General features: G+C 59.6%; 15 protein-coding genes and 1 pseudogene. 11 read left to right on the plus strand and 5 right to left on the minus strand.

All coding sequences use genetic code 11. The features are described from left to right. The first annotated feature begins 3 nt into the window (after positions 1–3). From GGU46_RS12800 to GGU46_RS22460, 6 genes and pseudogenes are all read left to right on the plus strand, one after another. A complete protein-coding gene (locus GGU46_RS12800; RefSeq protein WP_183403919.1) occupies positions 4–384 on the plus strand; it encodes a hypothetical protein in 381 nt (126 codons plus the stop codon). 364 nt (positions 385–748) lie between these two features. Next, positions 749–2,167, plus strand: a complete 1,419-nt coding sequence (locus GGU46_RS12805) for an ATP-dependent nuclease (RefSeq protein ID WP_183403920.1) — start codon at positions 749–751, stop codon at positions 2,165–2,167. 132 nt (positions 2,168–2,299) lie between these two features. Further along, positions 2,300–3,247 (plus strand): type VI secretion system tube protein TssD, encoded by a 948-nt coding sequence (gene tssD / locus GGU46_RS12810; protein ID WP_183403921.1) that lies wholly within the window; start codon positions 2,300–2,302, stop codon positions 3,245–3,247. Beyond that, a complete protein-coding gene (locus GGU46_RS12815) occupies positions 3,244–4,002 on the plus strand; it encodes a PoNe immunity protein domain-containing protein (RefSeq protein ID WP_215906343.1) in 759 nt (252 codons plus the stop codon). The genes tssD and GGU46_RS12815 overlap by 4 nt, the downstream gene beginning before the upstream one ends. A gap of 795 nt (positions 4,003–4,797) precedes the next feature. Continuing rightward, a pseudogene (locus tag GGU46_RS22605) lies at positions 4,798–5,046 on the plus strand (hypothetical protein); the annotation flags it as partial. Between the two features lie 1,392 nt (positions 5,047–6,438). After that, positions 6,439–7,065: a gliding motility-associated C-terminal domain-containing protein gene (locus tag GGU46_RS22460; protein WP_317171912.1), complete on the plus strand. Its 627-nt coding sequence runs from the start codon at positions 6,439–6,441 to the stop codon at positions 7,063–7,065. Positions 7,066–7,363: 298 nt separating this feature from the next. On the opposite strand, the gene GGU46_RS12825 is transcribed toward GGU46_RS22460, so the two are convergent. From GGU46_RS12825 to GGU46_RS12840, 4 genes are all read right to left on the minus strand, one after another. After that, the gene (locus GGU46_RS12825) at positions 7,364–7,639 is read right to left on the minus strand and encodes a hypothetical protein (protein ID WP_183403924.1); all 276 of its coding nucleotides are present in this window, start codon (positions 7,637–7,639) and stop codon (positions 7,364–7,366) included. Positions 7,640–7,695: 56 nt separating this feature from the next. Next, complete coding sequence (locus GGU46_RS12830; RefSeq protein ID WP_317171913.1) at positions 7,696–8,142, minus strand: hypothetical protein; 447 nt, start codon at positions 8,140–8,142, stop codon at positions 7,696–7,698. A gap of 4 nt (positions 8,143–8,146) precedes the next feature. Further along, positions 8,147–8,635: a M15 family metallopeptidase gene (locus tag GGU46_RS12835; protein WP_183403926.1), complete on the minus strand. Its 489-nt coding sequence runs from the start codon at positions 8,633–8,635 to the stop codon at positions 8,147–8,149. Between the two features lie 1,150 nt (positions 8,636–9,785). Beyond that, a complete protein-coding gene (locus tag GGU46_RS12840; RefSeq protein ID WP_183403927.1) occupies positions 9,786–10,190 on the minus strand; it encodes an SLOG family protein in 405 nt (134 codons plus the stop codon). Positions 10,191–10,367: 177 nt separating this feature from the next. On the opposite strand from GGU46_RS12840, the gene GGU46_RS12845 reads away from it, so the two are divergent. The 5 genes from GGU46_RS12845 to GGU46_RS12865 all read left to right on the plus strand — a co-directional run bounded on the left by GGU46_RS12845 (position 10,368) and on the right by GGU46_RS12865 (position 12,850). Further along, positions 10,368–10,724, plus strand: a complete 357-nt coding sequence (locus GGU46_RS12845) for a hypothetical protein (protein ID WP_183403928.1) — start codon at positions 10,368–10,370, stop codon at positions 10,722–10,724. Then, the gene (locus tag GGU46_RS12850) at positions 10,717–11,031 is read left to right on the plus strand and encodes a hypothetical protein (protein ID WP_183403929.1); all 315 of its coding nucleotides are present in this window, start codon (positions 10,717–10,719) and stop codon (positions 11,029–11,031) included. The genes GGU46_RS12845 and GGU46_RS12850 overlap by 8 nt, the downstream gene beginning before the upstream one ends. Further along, on the plus strand, positions 11,028–11,357 hold the full coding sequence (locus GGU46_RS12855; RefSeq protein ID WP_183403930.1) for a hypothetical protein: 330 nt from the start codon (positions 11,028–11,030) through the stop codon (positions 11,355–11,357). Before GGU46_RS12850 ends, GGU46_RS12855 begins: the two co-directional genes overlap by 4 nt. A gap of 65 nt (positions 11,358–11,422) precedes the next feature. Then, positions 11,423–12,124, plus strand: coding sequence for a hypothetical protein (locus GGU46_RS12860; protein ID WP_183403931.1), 702 nt, complete (start codon positions 11,423–11,425; stop codon positions 12,122–12,124). A gap of 57 nt (positions 12,125–12,181) precedes the next feature. Further along, on the plus strand, positions 12,182–12,850 hold the full coding sequence (locus GGU46_RS12865) for a PD-(D/E)XK nuclease-like domain-containing protein (protein WP_183403932.1): 669 nt from the start codon (positions 12,182–12,184) through the stop codon (positions 12,848–12,850). Between the two features lie 136 nt (positions 12,851–12,986). Here GGU46_RS12865 and GGU46_RS12870 read toward each other — a convergent pair whose 3' ends face one another. Continuing rightward, positions 12,987–13,532 (minus strand): hypothetical protein, encoded by a 546-nt coding sequence (locus tag GGU46_RS12870; RefSeq protein WP_183403933.1) that lies wholly within the window; start codon positions 13,530–13,532, stop codon positions 12,987–12,989. Positions 13,533–13,571 lie beyond the last annotated feature (39 nt).

The following is a 13,571-nucleotide window of genomic DNA, read 5'->3' on the forward strand; positions in this document are numbered from 1 at the left end:
TTCATGCCCCGTTACGTAGCCTTTAGCACTGAGCAAAATCAGCGTGACAATAACCCTCTGCAAGCCTACGCATTGAGTGGCAGTGACTTGCTTCCTATGTATTTCGGTGCTATTAATAGTGTTAATATCCTGCTAGGTGAGAATAATTCGGGTAAGAGCCGCTTCATGCGTGAAGTAATGCGCAGTGTAGATGTTAAAACTATAATTGACAATGGAAATATTGTTAATATCTCAGATGTCGCTCGACTTATAACTAAGAAAGTCGATAATATAAAAAAGGATCTGGACGTAGTTGTTAAAACAAAAAATACTACGAGGAGTAGTAGTTTTGAAAACTCATTCGGAAAAATACTTGCTAATTTCATTGTCTCAAAGAGACAATGAAATTAGATTGAATGAATATTGGAGAAAATTAGAAAATATTGTTCGGAGTATATTAAAGTTTCATGACAGCTTGGGCACAGGGTTGCAAACAGCTATTGACGATGAGAAATTAAGTAATGATATAACTGAGCTTGTCGTTAAAGTAGAGAAGATACGAAACGTCTTCAAAGAAATAGCTGCGGGAACATATCATCATCACAGCAATGGGCATCTTTATAATCACGAACATCATGGCTTTATATTTTCCCCTCCGTTCTGGAAGCAAGATGTATACGGAAGGCCGTTGAATATTACGGAGGCTGCAGAGGGCTTTATGGATGAAGTCGGTAGCATTATATCTGATTTGTCCGCCGTTCAAGCTGAAATGCGCCAACTGAATTCTACGGTAACCAGCCCCACTTCGCGCACTTACATTCCGACCCTCCGCACCGCCCGCACGCTGATTGCCAACAACAAAGCCCGGTTGGAATCCACGAACGACATCTTTCTACATACTACCCAGCACGACTACGACTTAGCCGAGTCGGGAGTAATCGTTGATACCGGTTTCGGGCTGTACGAAGCCGTTGACACCACCCGTAACGCCCGACATACCGGACGCACCAATTTCAAAGCGTTTGAGCAGTTTCTGTCCACCACCTTCTTCAACGGCAAGACGGTAGAGGTAGTGGCCGAGCGGGTGCGGGATGAGCGGGGCGGCAATATTCTGGTATCCGTGGCAGGGGTGGAGCGTGATATTCACGACCTGGGCGACGGTATTCAAGCCATTATCATGCTCCTATACCCGCTGTTCATCGCCCCCGACAAAGCGTGGTTCTTTATCGAGGAGCCCGAAACCCATTTGCACCCCGGCTTTCAGCGCCTGTTCATCGAAACCATTACGTCTAATAGCATCCTGCGCAAAAAGCAGCTCACTATATTCCTTACTACACACTCCAACCACATTCTGGATTTCACCCTCGACGGTGCCAGCCTCATTAACCTTTTTACCTTCCGCCGCCAAGAGGGTAGGGGAGGCCGCTCATCCTTCCAGATTCAGCTGTCCGCGCCCCACGACCTAGAAAACCTGAATGCGCTGGGCGTACAAAACTCCTCCGTGTTCCTGGCTAACTGCACGCTCTGGGTCGAGGGTATCACGGACCGACTGTACCTGCGCGCCTACCTGCAAGCATACTGGAAGCACTTGCAGGAGCAGGGCAAAACGGTGTCGTTGCTGGAAGGCTTGCACTACACCTTTCTTGAATATGCGGGAGCCAACGTGGAGCACTATTATTTCGACAACTTGGCACCGAACGGCCAGATAACTCCGGCCATCCTTGGCAAAATCCGGGCTCTGTCCGTTGCGAACCGCATCATGCTCATTGCCGATCAGGACGCCGGCAAGCAGACGCGCCACGAGGTCCGCACCCGCCAACAACACGCTGGGTTTGTCTACCACATCCTGCCGGTGCGAGAAATTGAAAATTTACTCACGCCGACAGTCTTGGTGGCTGCTTTGCAAGGGTTGTACAAAAAACAATCATTCGACGCCACTGGACTTAAGCAGAGTGAATACAGGAATAAGTACGTCGGCACATACCTCCGCGGCAAGTTCCCAACCCTGCCCGATGGTTTTGCACCGGCCAAGGGCAGTGGCAGCATCGGAAGCAGCATGAAGCGCAAATTTGCCGAGGAAGCAGTGAAGCATATCACCTGGGAATCTATGAGCCCAGCCGCCCGCAGCATCACCAAGGAGGTACATGAGTTCATCATGGCTCACAATCCCCGCTTGGGTTCTAACTAGGTACTGCCTATCTGCCTGGTCTCCACTCCGCTGAAACTTGCTAGTTTCGCACTCCGCCCGTCCCGCTAATAACCTATTGCCTGCCAAGTCTAGTTGCCTGTAACACCGTAGTGTTTCCTTTGGTACTATCCCATGCCGGCTACTCCCGACCTCATTACCTGGACCTTTAAGGGCCACCAGTATAATGTCCTGCAAGGCCATTACGGCTTTCAGCAAGGCACCGACCACGTAGGCCGACCTAGCACCACCGTACGCCCACTCGTCGTCACGCTCACCCTCGACGCCTCCGACGAAGACGCCCGCCTGGCCGCCTACATGCTCGACCCCTACCAGCGGGCCAGTAGCCAGTTGGAGCAGCGCCGCTCCGACGGCTCGGTGCTGCACCGCCTCCACATCCAGGCGGCCCACTGCGTAGGCCTGCGCGGCCACTTCCACCCCGCCGATCCGGCGGGGTGGCCGGGCGAAACGCTGACCCTGCGCCTCACGGCCGCCGCCCTTACCCTCGATGGGGCCACCATCGAGTCGCATAGCGTGCTGCCCTGGGATGCACCGGAAGAAGTGCGTCGCCGTGCCCGCATCCTCGGCGACGAAACCAACCTGACCGCCGCCCGCGCCGTGCCTAAGCCTAGTGGCAAACCATTACGGGTGCAGGTCCCGGCCCCAAGCGTGCCGCCTCTGCTCACCAGCAATGCCGATAAAGGGGTGTATGGGGAGCATATTTCCGACGTCTACATGCGGGCTCAGGGCCATACCAAACTCAACGATGGCGGCGTTCTGACGCCCCGGCCACCCGGTGGGGCTCCACGTGGTAACGGCATTGATGGAGTGTGGAAGCACGGCCACCCGCCGCCCGACTATATCATCACCGAAGCCAAATATGGCTCCTCCCGCCTGGGCATGACGCAGGACGGCCGTCAGATGAGCAACGGGTGGGTGGCCGGTAGCAACCGGCTGCGTAATGCCGTAGGCCGGGCCAACGAGCTGCGGGTGCTGGCCGCTATGCGCCGCACCGGCTCGGTAGAGAAGCGGCTGCACCACATTGACGCCGCCGGGCAACTGACCGAAAAGATTATTCTATGAGCCGCAACACGATGATAACGCGCGAACCGCTTCAAACCGCCGCCTACTTCGACCGCGACATTCAGTTGCTCCAGGACGAGTTACTGGCAGTAGAGGAAGACAAGCAGCTGCCGGCCGCGGAGGTGCAGCTGGATATGGTGTATTTCTGCGAATTCAAGTACCGCTACGAACTGCTGTTTCTACACTACTCACGCGGCGCCTCCCTGGAAACGCTGGCTGCCGACTTTCCGGCTATGGTGGCAGCACTGGAGGCCTATAAGCAGCAGCCCGCTAGCGAAGACATCTTTTTCAACGGGGAACTAGACGAATATACCCTGGCGTTGGCCTTGGTGTCCATGGCGCTGCTGCTCCACGTTGAGCGGGACGTGTTTGCCCGATTGGTGGCGGGTATCGGGGCAAACGGACAAGACTACCTGGTGGAATGGCTGATTGGTCGCCGCCTGGAAAACCGCCCCAGGGTCAACCGCTTGTTGTTTCCCAAAGTGTACGGCCGGTTGCGGGATGCCATTCAGGGCCCAATGGATTTGCAATCAGCTTTGCTGACATCCTATCTGGGCGGCTGGTACGAGAGCATGAACACCACTTGGTACAACGCCCACCTGGGCGCCGATGGCGGCTTTACCGGCTACTGGTGCTGGGAAGCTGCTGCCGTGGCCTACGCATTGGGTGCCGATGATACCGAGCTGCAAGCTATGCGCTTCTATCCCAAAGATTTGGCCGACTACGCTTTCGGCCGCGTCAAACGACCGGCATAAAAACAAAGAAGCCCGGCCTCTGGTGCCGTCTACCGGCGAGAGCTCACGGTTATTCATTAGGATTCCCACTGATTGCAGAGTGCTGACGCTGACTGCCGGTACCTACGTGCTGCGTCTCACCGGCTCCAACTCTGCCCCCCTGCATACCCGCCTGGTGCTTACTCAGTAGGATAGGAGCAGCATCAACTCAAATAAAACGGCCACCCAATAGGGGTGGCCGTTTTATTTGATCTATAGAATATCAGGTACTTATCCGTGTTCTACATTCCACACCTGCACGCCAGTACGGATGGTGAAAAGCGAGCCAGTTAGGAGATATAGAGAGGGAAGATTTATTCAATTTAAATACTGAAGACCCCCCGTATAAACAAGTTGGGTTTGCTCGCCGCGCCCGGTTCGCGGCAGGCAGCCGCCACGCGGCTGCGCAAATCAAGCGAATACGGTTTCATGTTCCACTCTACGTAGCAGCCCGTAGCGAGGACGAACTGTTCCCGAATCTGCTATAATTGTCGCTACTGCCCCCTGATACTAAAATATAAAACCCACAATTTTATTTTCTTTGTGGCTGAATGGTCTCTCTGTGTATAGTTGTCTCGGACTATTGTTTTCGTGTTTAATCGTAACGTTTACACTTTAGAATACTTGTTAAAAATGTACAAAAGAGTCACGAGCGTGCCCTGGGCGCTTGTACTTCTAATCAGTTTACTGACTACTCAAGTAACCTGGGCACAGTCTTCCGTTCCTTGTGGTGACTTAGTGACCCTGAGTGCGCCTGTTCCTAGAGCCAACGCGAATATGGGAACGGCAACCAGTGTCAGTTCCCGGTTCGCAATTGCTTCCAGCACCTTTCTTGGGCAGGCGGCAGGCGAGGCCCATATCTACGAGTACATAGGGGGCGTATGGGTGTTTCGTCAGACGCTTGCTCCAACTGGTTCTTTGCCAGCGGACTTCTTTGGCGGTAGTCTGTATATCGATGACGTAACCGCCTTGGTCGGGGCCTATGGCTATACGCGCCCAAGCACCCCTCCTTCCGCAAGTGGAGCGGTTTACGTATTCACCCGTACGGGCTCTATCTGGACGCAAACCGGGCTAATTCTTAACCCCTCAAGAACTCTGGGTAGCTTCGGGTGGACGCTGGACAAGAGTGGATCAACGGCAGTGGTGGGCTACAACACCGGGCTGGGAAACGGGGAGGTACACCTGTTCCGCCAACCTGCCCAAGCCACCGAGCCTTGGCAGCGCATTACCACTTTTCAGGCGCCAACCAGCAGTGTCAATTATGATTATGGCTATAGCGTTGCAATTCACGACAATGAGCTGGTTGTGGGGGCAGTAGACCGATTCGGTCAGCGTCAGGCATCCGCCAGCTTTTACCACCAGACGTCCCCAGGTAATTGGCAGTTAGTTCAAACAGAGGTGTATCCGAAGGGGCAACTCACCGCTACTACCGTGGCAGTGCATGGGCGTTTTGCTGCCATTGGCTCCGATTCAAATATTGGGGTGCGCATCTATGAGCGAACGACCACGGGCTGGCAATTGCGCCAGACCCTTTTTAGCCCGGATGGTCCCCGTGGCAGATATGGCCAAACAGTATCCATGAATGGTCATGTCTTGCTGGTCAGTAACGGTATTGGCCCGGTTGACTCTTCCCCTGGCGTAGTCTACCGCTACGAGCTTGCGCAGAATACGTGGACTCTGCAGCGGCGATATGAGCCCCCACAACCCCGTGCGTTCGATGGCTTTGGTGCATCCTCCGATGTAGATGACAATTCCGATAACATAATTATTGGGGGCGTCAGCCGCCTGTCGGGAGGTATGCAGCGGGCTGGACAGGCCTTTGTCCTCGGGCAACCAGCCATACAGCCCGCCGGACCTTTTTGCCTTTCTAACCCTCCAGTAGCCTTACAGGCTTCTGCCACGGGTGGAGTCTGGTCCGGCCCAGGCATCAGCAACCCGGCAACTGGCCAGTTCTCGCCTACGCTGGCCGGGGTAGGAACGCACCAGATAATCTACTCCCTCCTCAGCGGCAGTTGCCAGTTCCAGGATACAATAGCTATTGCAGTGGGAGCAGAAGTGCAGATTCTGCGGCCAACCCTTCCTGCTTTAACTTGTTTGCGTGATACCGTGATTCAATTGCGAACAAACCTACCGGGAGGCACCTGGCAAGGGCCTGGCTTGTTGCCCGGAAACACCGGCCAATTCAGTTCCGCACTGGCCGGTCCCGGACGACATACGCTTACCTACCTATCCGCTAACGCTGCGGTTTGTCGCTCCCAGGATACACTCAGCATAGCTGTCGTCCCGCCCTCGGTCCGTATTCTGTCCCAGCCTCCGGAGCTATGTCGCCTCGATACCGCCTTGGTGCTGCGGGCATCCGTAGCCGGAGGTACCTGGAGTGGCCCTGCCGGCAGCGTTTCCGCAACGGGCCTCTTTAATGTGGCCACGGCTGGCCCCGGACAGCACCTTGTTCGCTACCACCTCGGCACCGGCCGCTGCGCCGCCGCCGATTCACTGACTATCACCGTGCGTCCGCTGCTGACGCCGCAGCTGCAGCCTACCGGTCCGTTGGTGTTGCGCTGTGGCACAACATCTACCGAGTTGCGACTGGCTGCGGCCCCGGCCCCCGGTAGTGCTGTGCAGTGGCAGCAGGCACCGGGGCCCTCAGGGCCGTGGCAGCCTGTTAGTTCTACCTCGAATATTTCTTGGACGGCCACGCAGGCTGGATGGTACCGGGTCCAAACTACGAGCGACAATTGCCAGGCCGTTTCCGCCCCGGTGCAGGTACGTATTGAACCCCTCTCGGCCCGACAGATTCCCAACATCTTTACGCCCAATGCCGATCAGGTTAACGATGTGTTTGAGTTGCGGCTGCCCTACGCCCGTACGTTCCATCTGCAAATCTTCGACCGATGGGGGCGGCTAATTTTCACTTCCCGACAATATGGCAACTTCTGGGACGGGCTAGGAGCGGCCGATGGCGTCTATTATTATCTGGCCAAATACACGACCGACTGCGACGCGGCTGAGCAGACGGTTAAAGGTCACGTCACGCTCATGCGGTAACGAATCCTAATGTTGGGTAGGCTTTTCCATTTATCCCCGCTTACCACAGGCAACCCAAGGGGCAGCACCCATTAGTCTCGGACTTAACAAATAGGCGCGGAGTTTTTGCGAGCCACTCCCAGAGAACGGCTCATTCCATAATGCCTGACAGGCTAGCCGCTGGGTCCTATCACCGCGAAAGGCAGGCGAAGATGACGGGCTTCAACGGGTTTCTCGGAGGGGTGCAGTTTTTTGAGATAGTGAACTACAAAAACAGCCACCCAAGGGGTGGCCGTTTTTGTATTCCCTGAATCCTGTCTTACAAAGAAACTCCATCCTCGCGCTCCACAATTTCCGGCCTCCGTGCCAGCTCCTGACTACTCGGCTCCACTGCCACCGACGACACGGCCGCCGCCACACTCCCCGCCAGCACTAGGTACCCACCAATGGTTACGACCACCGTCGGCAGCGCCACCGGCGCCGTGGCAATGACGCCGCCCACCGCCGCCAACACCGCCCCAATGGTGCGCACCTTGCGAAAGAACCGGGGCGTGGGTAGCGTCACCCGGTCCAGAACCGTTAGTTTCTTGTCCATAATTGAAAAGGAAAGAAGAGTGAAAAACGGGCTGCCACCCGGCCGCCCGGTTGTGCTCAGGCCCCCTGGGGGCCGTTGTGTTGTTCCAGCCGGGCCAGAATCCGGTCGGCCCACCGGTTGCGCTCCACTTGCTCCTTGTAGGCGTCCGAGAGGTTGCGGGTGCGTTCCTCCACCAAGGCCATCGTTTTGTCGATGTGGCCCAGCCGCTCGGTGAGCTTGAGCACCAGCTCGGTCATCTGCTGGCGCAGGGCCTCGCGCTGCTCCAGGCTTTCGGTGCGCAGCCGCTCGATGTCCAGGCGCAATTCGTCGCGCAGTTTGGCCTCCCGCGCTACCGCCGAGACGTGGTACTCGTCCACGCGCAGAGTTAAGGCCTCCGACTTCTGCTCATTCGTGCGGCAGGTGGCTTTCAGCGTTTCCACGTCGCGCCAGCTCTTCACGAAGTAGAGCAGCACCGCCACCGAGCCGCCAACCACGGACGTTACCACGCCCCAGTTCTCCAGCACCAGGTTAGCCACGGCCCGGCCCTCCCTTCTGCGGCATCAGCACCTCAAAATGTGGCCGGTCCTGCATCTTCCAGTCCCCACCCCACACTACCCGCGCGTCGGCGTACTTCATCAATCGTGCAAACTTGCGCAGCAGCAACCCCGACCACGACACCGATCCATCCGCCAATACAAAGGCCACATCTATAGCCGGCGTGGGCGGGCCCTGATTGTGGTTGGATTCGCCGCCCCGCTTATAGGTCACGATTGGCCCCGGCTTGGAACGGCCCTGCGCGTATAGCTCGTTTTGGCGCTCCGGGCTCCGGTAGCACTCTGTGATGATGGGCCGCCCAAGCAACGACAGTACCGGGTCACCCAGCCACCGACTCAGCGCATGCGCGTAGGCCGCCGCCAAGTGCGGTGCAGCCTGGGCCAGTCGCACGGCTTGGGCAGCCCCTTGTTTCGGGCTTAGTGTCGGTGGCCGACGAGGCAGAGAAGGCGTAGCAGCAGGCATGACGCATTTTGATGTAGTTAACACTGTAAAGGTTATCTATGTTACATTAAAATGCAATAGCCTGTTGTCGCGTATTTGTGTAAGCATAATTGTACTTTGGTGGGCGCTGCCTGCGGCCCGGGCTGTTCAGGGCTCCGCTTCGCTGCGGTGCTGCACACCCGGCCGGGGCCCCGACGCTGCCGGCCCAGTAGCCCCGACGGTAGCCGCCGCGACGCCCCGTCCGGCCCTTCCCATCCCTAGCGCATCCCGGCCGATTCTGCCTGCTCCGGCGGCGACGTTGTTGTTCTGCGCGGCGGCCCCGGGCCCGAAAAAGGCCCCCGGCCGCCGCTACCAGCGCCCACCGCCCCGGCCCGCCTCCCGCTGGTCGGCCCGCCTCTTGCCTGCCCCATGTACACCTTGCGCCCGCCCCCCGCACCGGCCCAGGCGGCCCATTCGCAAGGTCGCCGGCTCCCGTTCGTCTCCACCTCCCAAGCGGGCCGCCTGGCCGTTTTCCACCCGCAGTTACATACCCGTCACATAAGAAAACCCCGTTTTCAGCCGATACAGACCGAAAACGAGCCGCAAAATCACATAACCGTCACATAAGAATGCAGCCCAGAAGCGGCTAGGGCGGCTACAGCGGCTGCTCAGACAACAGGCCTTGACTCTGGCTCACAGGTACACGCCGCATTGGGCTTCGCGCTTTGAAGAACGTTTCGCGCGGCGGCTTTCATGCCCCGCCTTCCGCTGGTCGGCCGGGCATCGGCCTCGGCCCCAAGCGCAGCTTCAGCGGCTTGCAGCGGCGGCAGCGGCTTAGCGACTTGGGGCCTCATAAGGTGCCCTTCGGGCGAGTGTTTTTCTGGGGGCGGCCCCCCAGACCCCCAATCATTCAGTGGTAGCAGGTCGGCCGGGCCACCCCACCGGCCCGCCACAGCGCCAGCGGGGCACCGCCACGCCACGCGCAGGCGCAGGCGTCGGGCGGTACTCGGCTAGGGTTGGCGGCTGTGCGTGTCGTAGGGGGCTTAGTTTGACCGCACCGGCCCGGCTGTGGACCACCCAAGACATTCCCGGTCTGGGTACCATGGCTTGGTTTGACCGCACCGGCCCGGCTCAGCTGCACCCGTCAGCTTCGGCGGTAGTGGCCACCACCGCCACCCACAGCGGGGCAGGCCTACAGGCCCAGCCCGCCGGCCACTGGGCCCGCACTGGGCGTCGGCTTCACCAGCCACTCCAGCCGCTTGCCCAGCCGGGTCGCCTTCCGGGCCGCGTCCAGTGTGCCCCGGCTCACCCCGTCCCAGCACACCAGCACCAGGTCAGCATCGGCCACTATCCGCCCGTTGCGCACCAGCGGGGCAGCGCGGCCGTGGGCGGCATAATCGGGCAGGTGCTCGGTCAGGGGCACCAGGTTGCGCATGGCCCAGCTGGCCGCCAAGGCGTCCACGCCAGCGGCCCCGCCGCTCACCACTTCGGCTAGCTCGCCGGCACCGTGCAGGGCATCTAGGCGGGCCAGCAGGGCGGGACAATGCGCCAGGGCGCGGCTGCCCACCACACCTGCTATTTTTTGTATCTTTTTCATATAACAATATACGTATTTGCTTACTGTTTTGATGTAAAATTCAGTACATTGTTTTCCTGTTTTAATATATAATTTTACATCAAAATGCGTATATTTGGGTAGTAGTTCGGGAGAGGCCCGGACGCCCGCGCTGCCAAAGGCCACGGCCGCGCACTCTACACCTAACATCTACAGGCTATGCTTACCCCCTTGCAGTTCTCGCAGCTCGTTTCCGCCGCTTGGAGCGGCCCGGCCGTGGCCCACCATGCCACCATTAGCCATTATGTGGCCCCGGGCGGTTACCACTATACCCAGTACCAGGTTTCCTACCACCCCAGTCAAGGTGGCTGCCACTTCTCGCAGCAGGAGTGCCCGTTCCAGGCCGTAGCCGCCGCCGTAGCCGCCGCCGCTGCGGCCGGGGTTCCGGTCAGCCGCCACCACGCCCAGCGCACCATTGCCCGCACGGTCGCCGCCCTGTGCGGGGTACAGCTCACCCGCCCCGGCTTCGCCTGCCGGGCCCGCCGCCACCGTGTAGCCCGCTTGCTTTATGCGTAGCCAGGCCACCACCGTAGCACCCGCCCCGGTTGGGGTGGGTGGCTACAACCGCCGCCGCTGCTTCCCCGAGCGCGAAATGCAAGTGCCGCTGTTTGGCGGGCTGCGTCAGGTGCAGGCGGCCGTTTCCTACTATGTGCAGTGGGTTTCCGCTGATGAGTTCCAGTGGTCCAGCCGCAAGCAGCCCCACGTTCGGCTGCGCGGCGTGTACTGCCTGCGCACCAGCCGCCTGCTTTATGTTGGAGCGGCCCGGGAGCAGGCCCTACAGGAGCAGCTAGAGGCGCAACTATTCGAGGAGGGCCAGCTATGAGCACCACCCCCGCAACGCAGGCAGGCCGCTGGTACGCGGCCTGCCTCTACGCCGGCTTTTGTGGGTGGGCCGTAGTGCGCGACGTAGCCCAGCCCGGCACCACGTTTGGCGGCCCCGGCCGCTACCAGCAAGAGGCCGCGCCAGAAGCCTACGCCACCCACGAGCAGGCCCAGGCCGCCGCTGCCGCCCTGAATCAGCCGGAGCCCAGCCGCTGGGACGATATGCAGCCCGCCGACTGGGACGAGGACGACGACACCCCCCACGACTACGGCCGTGACTACGCGGAGAAGCTACAGGGCGACTTCTACAGCCAAGCATACGACTGACACGGCCACCGGGGGCCACGCCGACAAGTGGCCCCATTCCTTTATCACCATCAACTACTTCCCCCATGGCCAAACAACCCACTACCGCCCCCGCCACTACCGTTACGCCCACCGCTACGGCCGCCACCCCCACGCCCAGCCGGGCCTACCTCACCGCCACCGTGAACGAGGAAACGGGCGAGGTGACCGAAACCAGCCGCTTCCGCTACCTGCCCGGCCACCCCAAGCAAATCCGTGCCGACCTCAAAGCCGGCGTGTTCAACGTCGGCGGCTCAACGGTGCTCGGCAAGACGCTCAGCTTTATTCCGGTAGCCCTGCGCATCTTCGCCGACAACATCCTCAGCATGGGCCGCAAGGTGTGGGCCGAGCTGTTTTTCGTGGACGAATCGGGCGCCGTCTGCGCCGTGCTGTTCCACGGCTACAGCGTCGAAAACCTGCAAAAGCTTAACGCCAGCCTGTTCTATGACGACCTGAAGCTGACGGATGTAGTACTGACCTGCACCCCGCAGAAGAAGCAGACCGAAAAGGACGGCAAGCCCGCTACCTACTACATCGTAGAGTTCAGCTATACCCCCGCCGACCCGGGCGAGGTGCAGGCCCGCCAGGAGTTTGCCCAGGATTTCGACCTCTACCGCGAGGAAACCCTGACCGGCACCGCCGAGCTGCGCATCTGCCAGGGCTACCGCCTGCCGGCCACCTACCATGCCGAGCAGCCCGCCCAGCTCGACGCCGCGCCGGCCGCCGAAGCTGCTACCGTAACTCAGTAATTCACCGGCCCCCGACCCGCCACTAGCAGGGGAGGGGGCCACTTTTTTCTATCCGCCATGTTTCACACCGTCACTGCCCACCCCGGCATCACCCAGGCCGCGCACCGCGCCCTGCCCTTCGTCAGCAATACCGACCTGAGCAACCTCAAAAACGAGGCCCTGGGCCTCACCCGCACCGGCAACCCCCAGGCCCTGAGCTTCGGCGTTGCCTTCCACGAAGCCGTACTGGAGCCCCACCGCTACCACGCCCCGCAGGACCTACCTCCGGCACAACTACAGTTGCTCGATACGCTGGCCGCCGCCGTACGCCGCCAACGCTACTGCCGCGACCTGCTGTACCGGGGCACCGCCGAGCTGACCCACACCGCCACCCACACCGAAACCGGCCTGACTGTCAAGATTCGCCCCGACCTGCTGGTGGTGACGCCCCGCCTGGGCCGCCGGGTGTTGGTAGACTTCAAAACTACCTCCTGCCAGGACTACGCGCACTTCGTCGGCACCATCGAACAGTACGACTACGACCGCCAGGCCGCTTTCTACTCCGACGTGCTGGGTGCCGACAGGTTCCTGTTCGTGGGCGTGCAGAAGAAGGCGCCCTATGCTATTTGGCTGGTGGAGCTGTCGGCCGACGCCTACAGCATGGAGCAGGGCCGCAAGAAGTACCGCCGGCTGTTGAAGCTCTACGCCGAGCAGGCGGCAGTACCGGTAAGCCTGGCCCACCTCTAACCACAGTGGCCACTCCCGCCGGCCCCGCCGCCTGCTCCGGAAACACCACGGGCGGCAGCGGGGGCCAACAACTACACCACAGAAAAAGCCGGCCCCCACGATGGGAGCCGGCTTTTTTCATACTGGTTTCCTCGGGCTACCCCTGAGTAGTCGGGATGGTAAACGGCAGCACGGCCGCGTTACCGTTGCTGTCTGCTGCCTTCAGCTGGTGCATGGACCCGGGCGTTAGGCCGTACACGTTGATAAGTTGGCTGCCGTAGCTGGCCACTACCTGGAAGCGCGCATCATCGTCCACTGTGATGAGGCAGGGCGGGTTACCCGGAGCATTGAACTCCTGCCCGTACTTGATGTCGAACGATAGTTCGTACTCGTCGCTGCCGACTTTGGAAAAATACAGCCCCTCCAACGACATGGCCGAGGCCGGATTCACCCCACCCGAAGCCGTAATCACCGCCCCCGGCAGCTCAAAGCCCGGCGTCAGGGCATCCACAATGTAGCAGCTATCCTGCACCAGTTGCGTAAGCGAGTTGAACGAGCTGGTAGGCTTGAATACTGTATAGCCGGTACCCGCCCCGTTAAAGCCGTAGATAGCCCGCACCTTGTTTTTCCAGGGTGCCGCGGCCAGGGCCACGTTAGCACCTGCGAACAGAATACCCGTCAGGTTTTTCGTGATGTTGTTCATCGTATGGAAATAAGTGAAAAGGTGAAAAAAAGCCGGCCC

This window comes from Hymenobacter latericoloratus (assembly GCF_014199535.1).
Taxonomy (GTDB): Bacteria; Bacteroidota; Bacteroidia; order Cytophagales; family Hymenobacteraceae; genus Hymenobacter; species Hymenobacter latericoloratus.

What these genes read in the sequence shown, in the direction of transcription:
- GGU46_RS12800 (WP_183403919.1), top strand. Translation starts at nt 4, where the DNA reads ATGCCCCGTTACGTAGCCTTTAGCACTGAGCAAAATCAGCGTGACAAT.
- GGU46_RS12805 (WP_183403920.1), top strand. Translation starts at nt 749, where the DNA reads ATGCGCCAACTGAATTCTACGGTAACCAGCCCCACTTCGCGCACTTAC.
- tssD (WP_183403921.1), top strand. Translation starts at nt 2,300, where the DNA reads ATGCCGGCTACTCCCGACCTCATTACCTGGACCTTTAAGGGCCACCAG.
- GGU46_RS12815 (WP_215906343.1), top strand. Translation starts at nt 3,244, where the DNA reads ATGAGCCGCAACACGATGATAACGCGCGAACCGCTTCAAACCGCCGCC.
- GGU46_RS12825 (WP_183403924.1), bottom strand. Translation starts at nt 7,639, where the DNA reads ATGGACAAGAAACTAACGGTTCTGGACCGGGTGACGCTACCCACGCCC.
- GGU46_RS12835 (WP_183403926.1), bottom strand. Translation starts at nt 8,635, where the DNA reads ATGCCTGCTGCTACGCCTTCTCTGCCTCGTCGGCCACCGACACTAAGC.
- GGU46_RS12840 (WP_183403927.1), bottom strand. Translation starts at nt 10,190, where the DNA reads ATGAAAAAGATACAAAAAATAGCAGGTGTGGTGGGCAGCCGCGCCCTG.
- GGU46_RS12845 (WP_183403928.1), top strand. Translation starts at nt 10,368, where the DNA reads ATGCTTACCCCCTTGCAGTTCTCGCAGCTCGTTTCCGCCGCTTGGAGC.
- GGU46_RS12850 (WP_183403929.1), top strand. Translation starts at nt 10,717, where the DNA reads ATGCGTAGCCAGGCCACCACCGTAGCACCCGCCCCGGTTGGGGTGGGT.
- GGU46_RS12855 (WP_183403930.1), top strand. Translation starts at nt 11,028, where the DNA reads ATGAGCACCACCCCCGCAACGCAGGCAGGCCGCTGGTACGCGGCCTGC.
- GGU46_RS12860 (WP_183403931.1), top strand. Translation starts at nt 11,423, where the DNA reads ATGGCCAAACAACCCACTACCGCCCCCGCCACTACCGTTACGCCCACC.
- GGU46_RS12865 (WP_183403932.1), top strand. Translation starts at nt 12,182, where the DNA reads ATGTTTCACACCGTCACTGCCCACCCCGGCATCACCCAGGCCGCGCAC.
- GGU46_RS12870 (WP_183403933.1), bottom strand. Translation starts at nt 13,532, where the DNA reads ATGAACAACATCACGAAAAACCTGACGGGTATTCTGTTCGCAGGTGCT.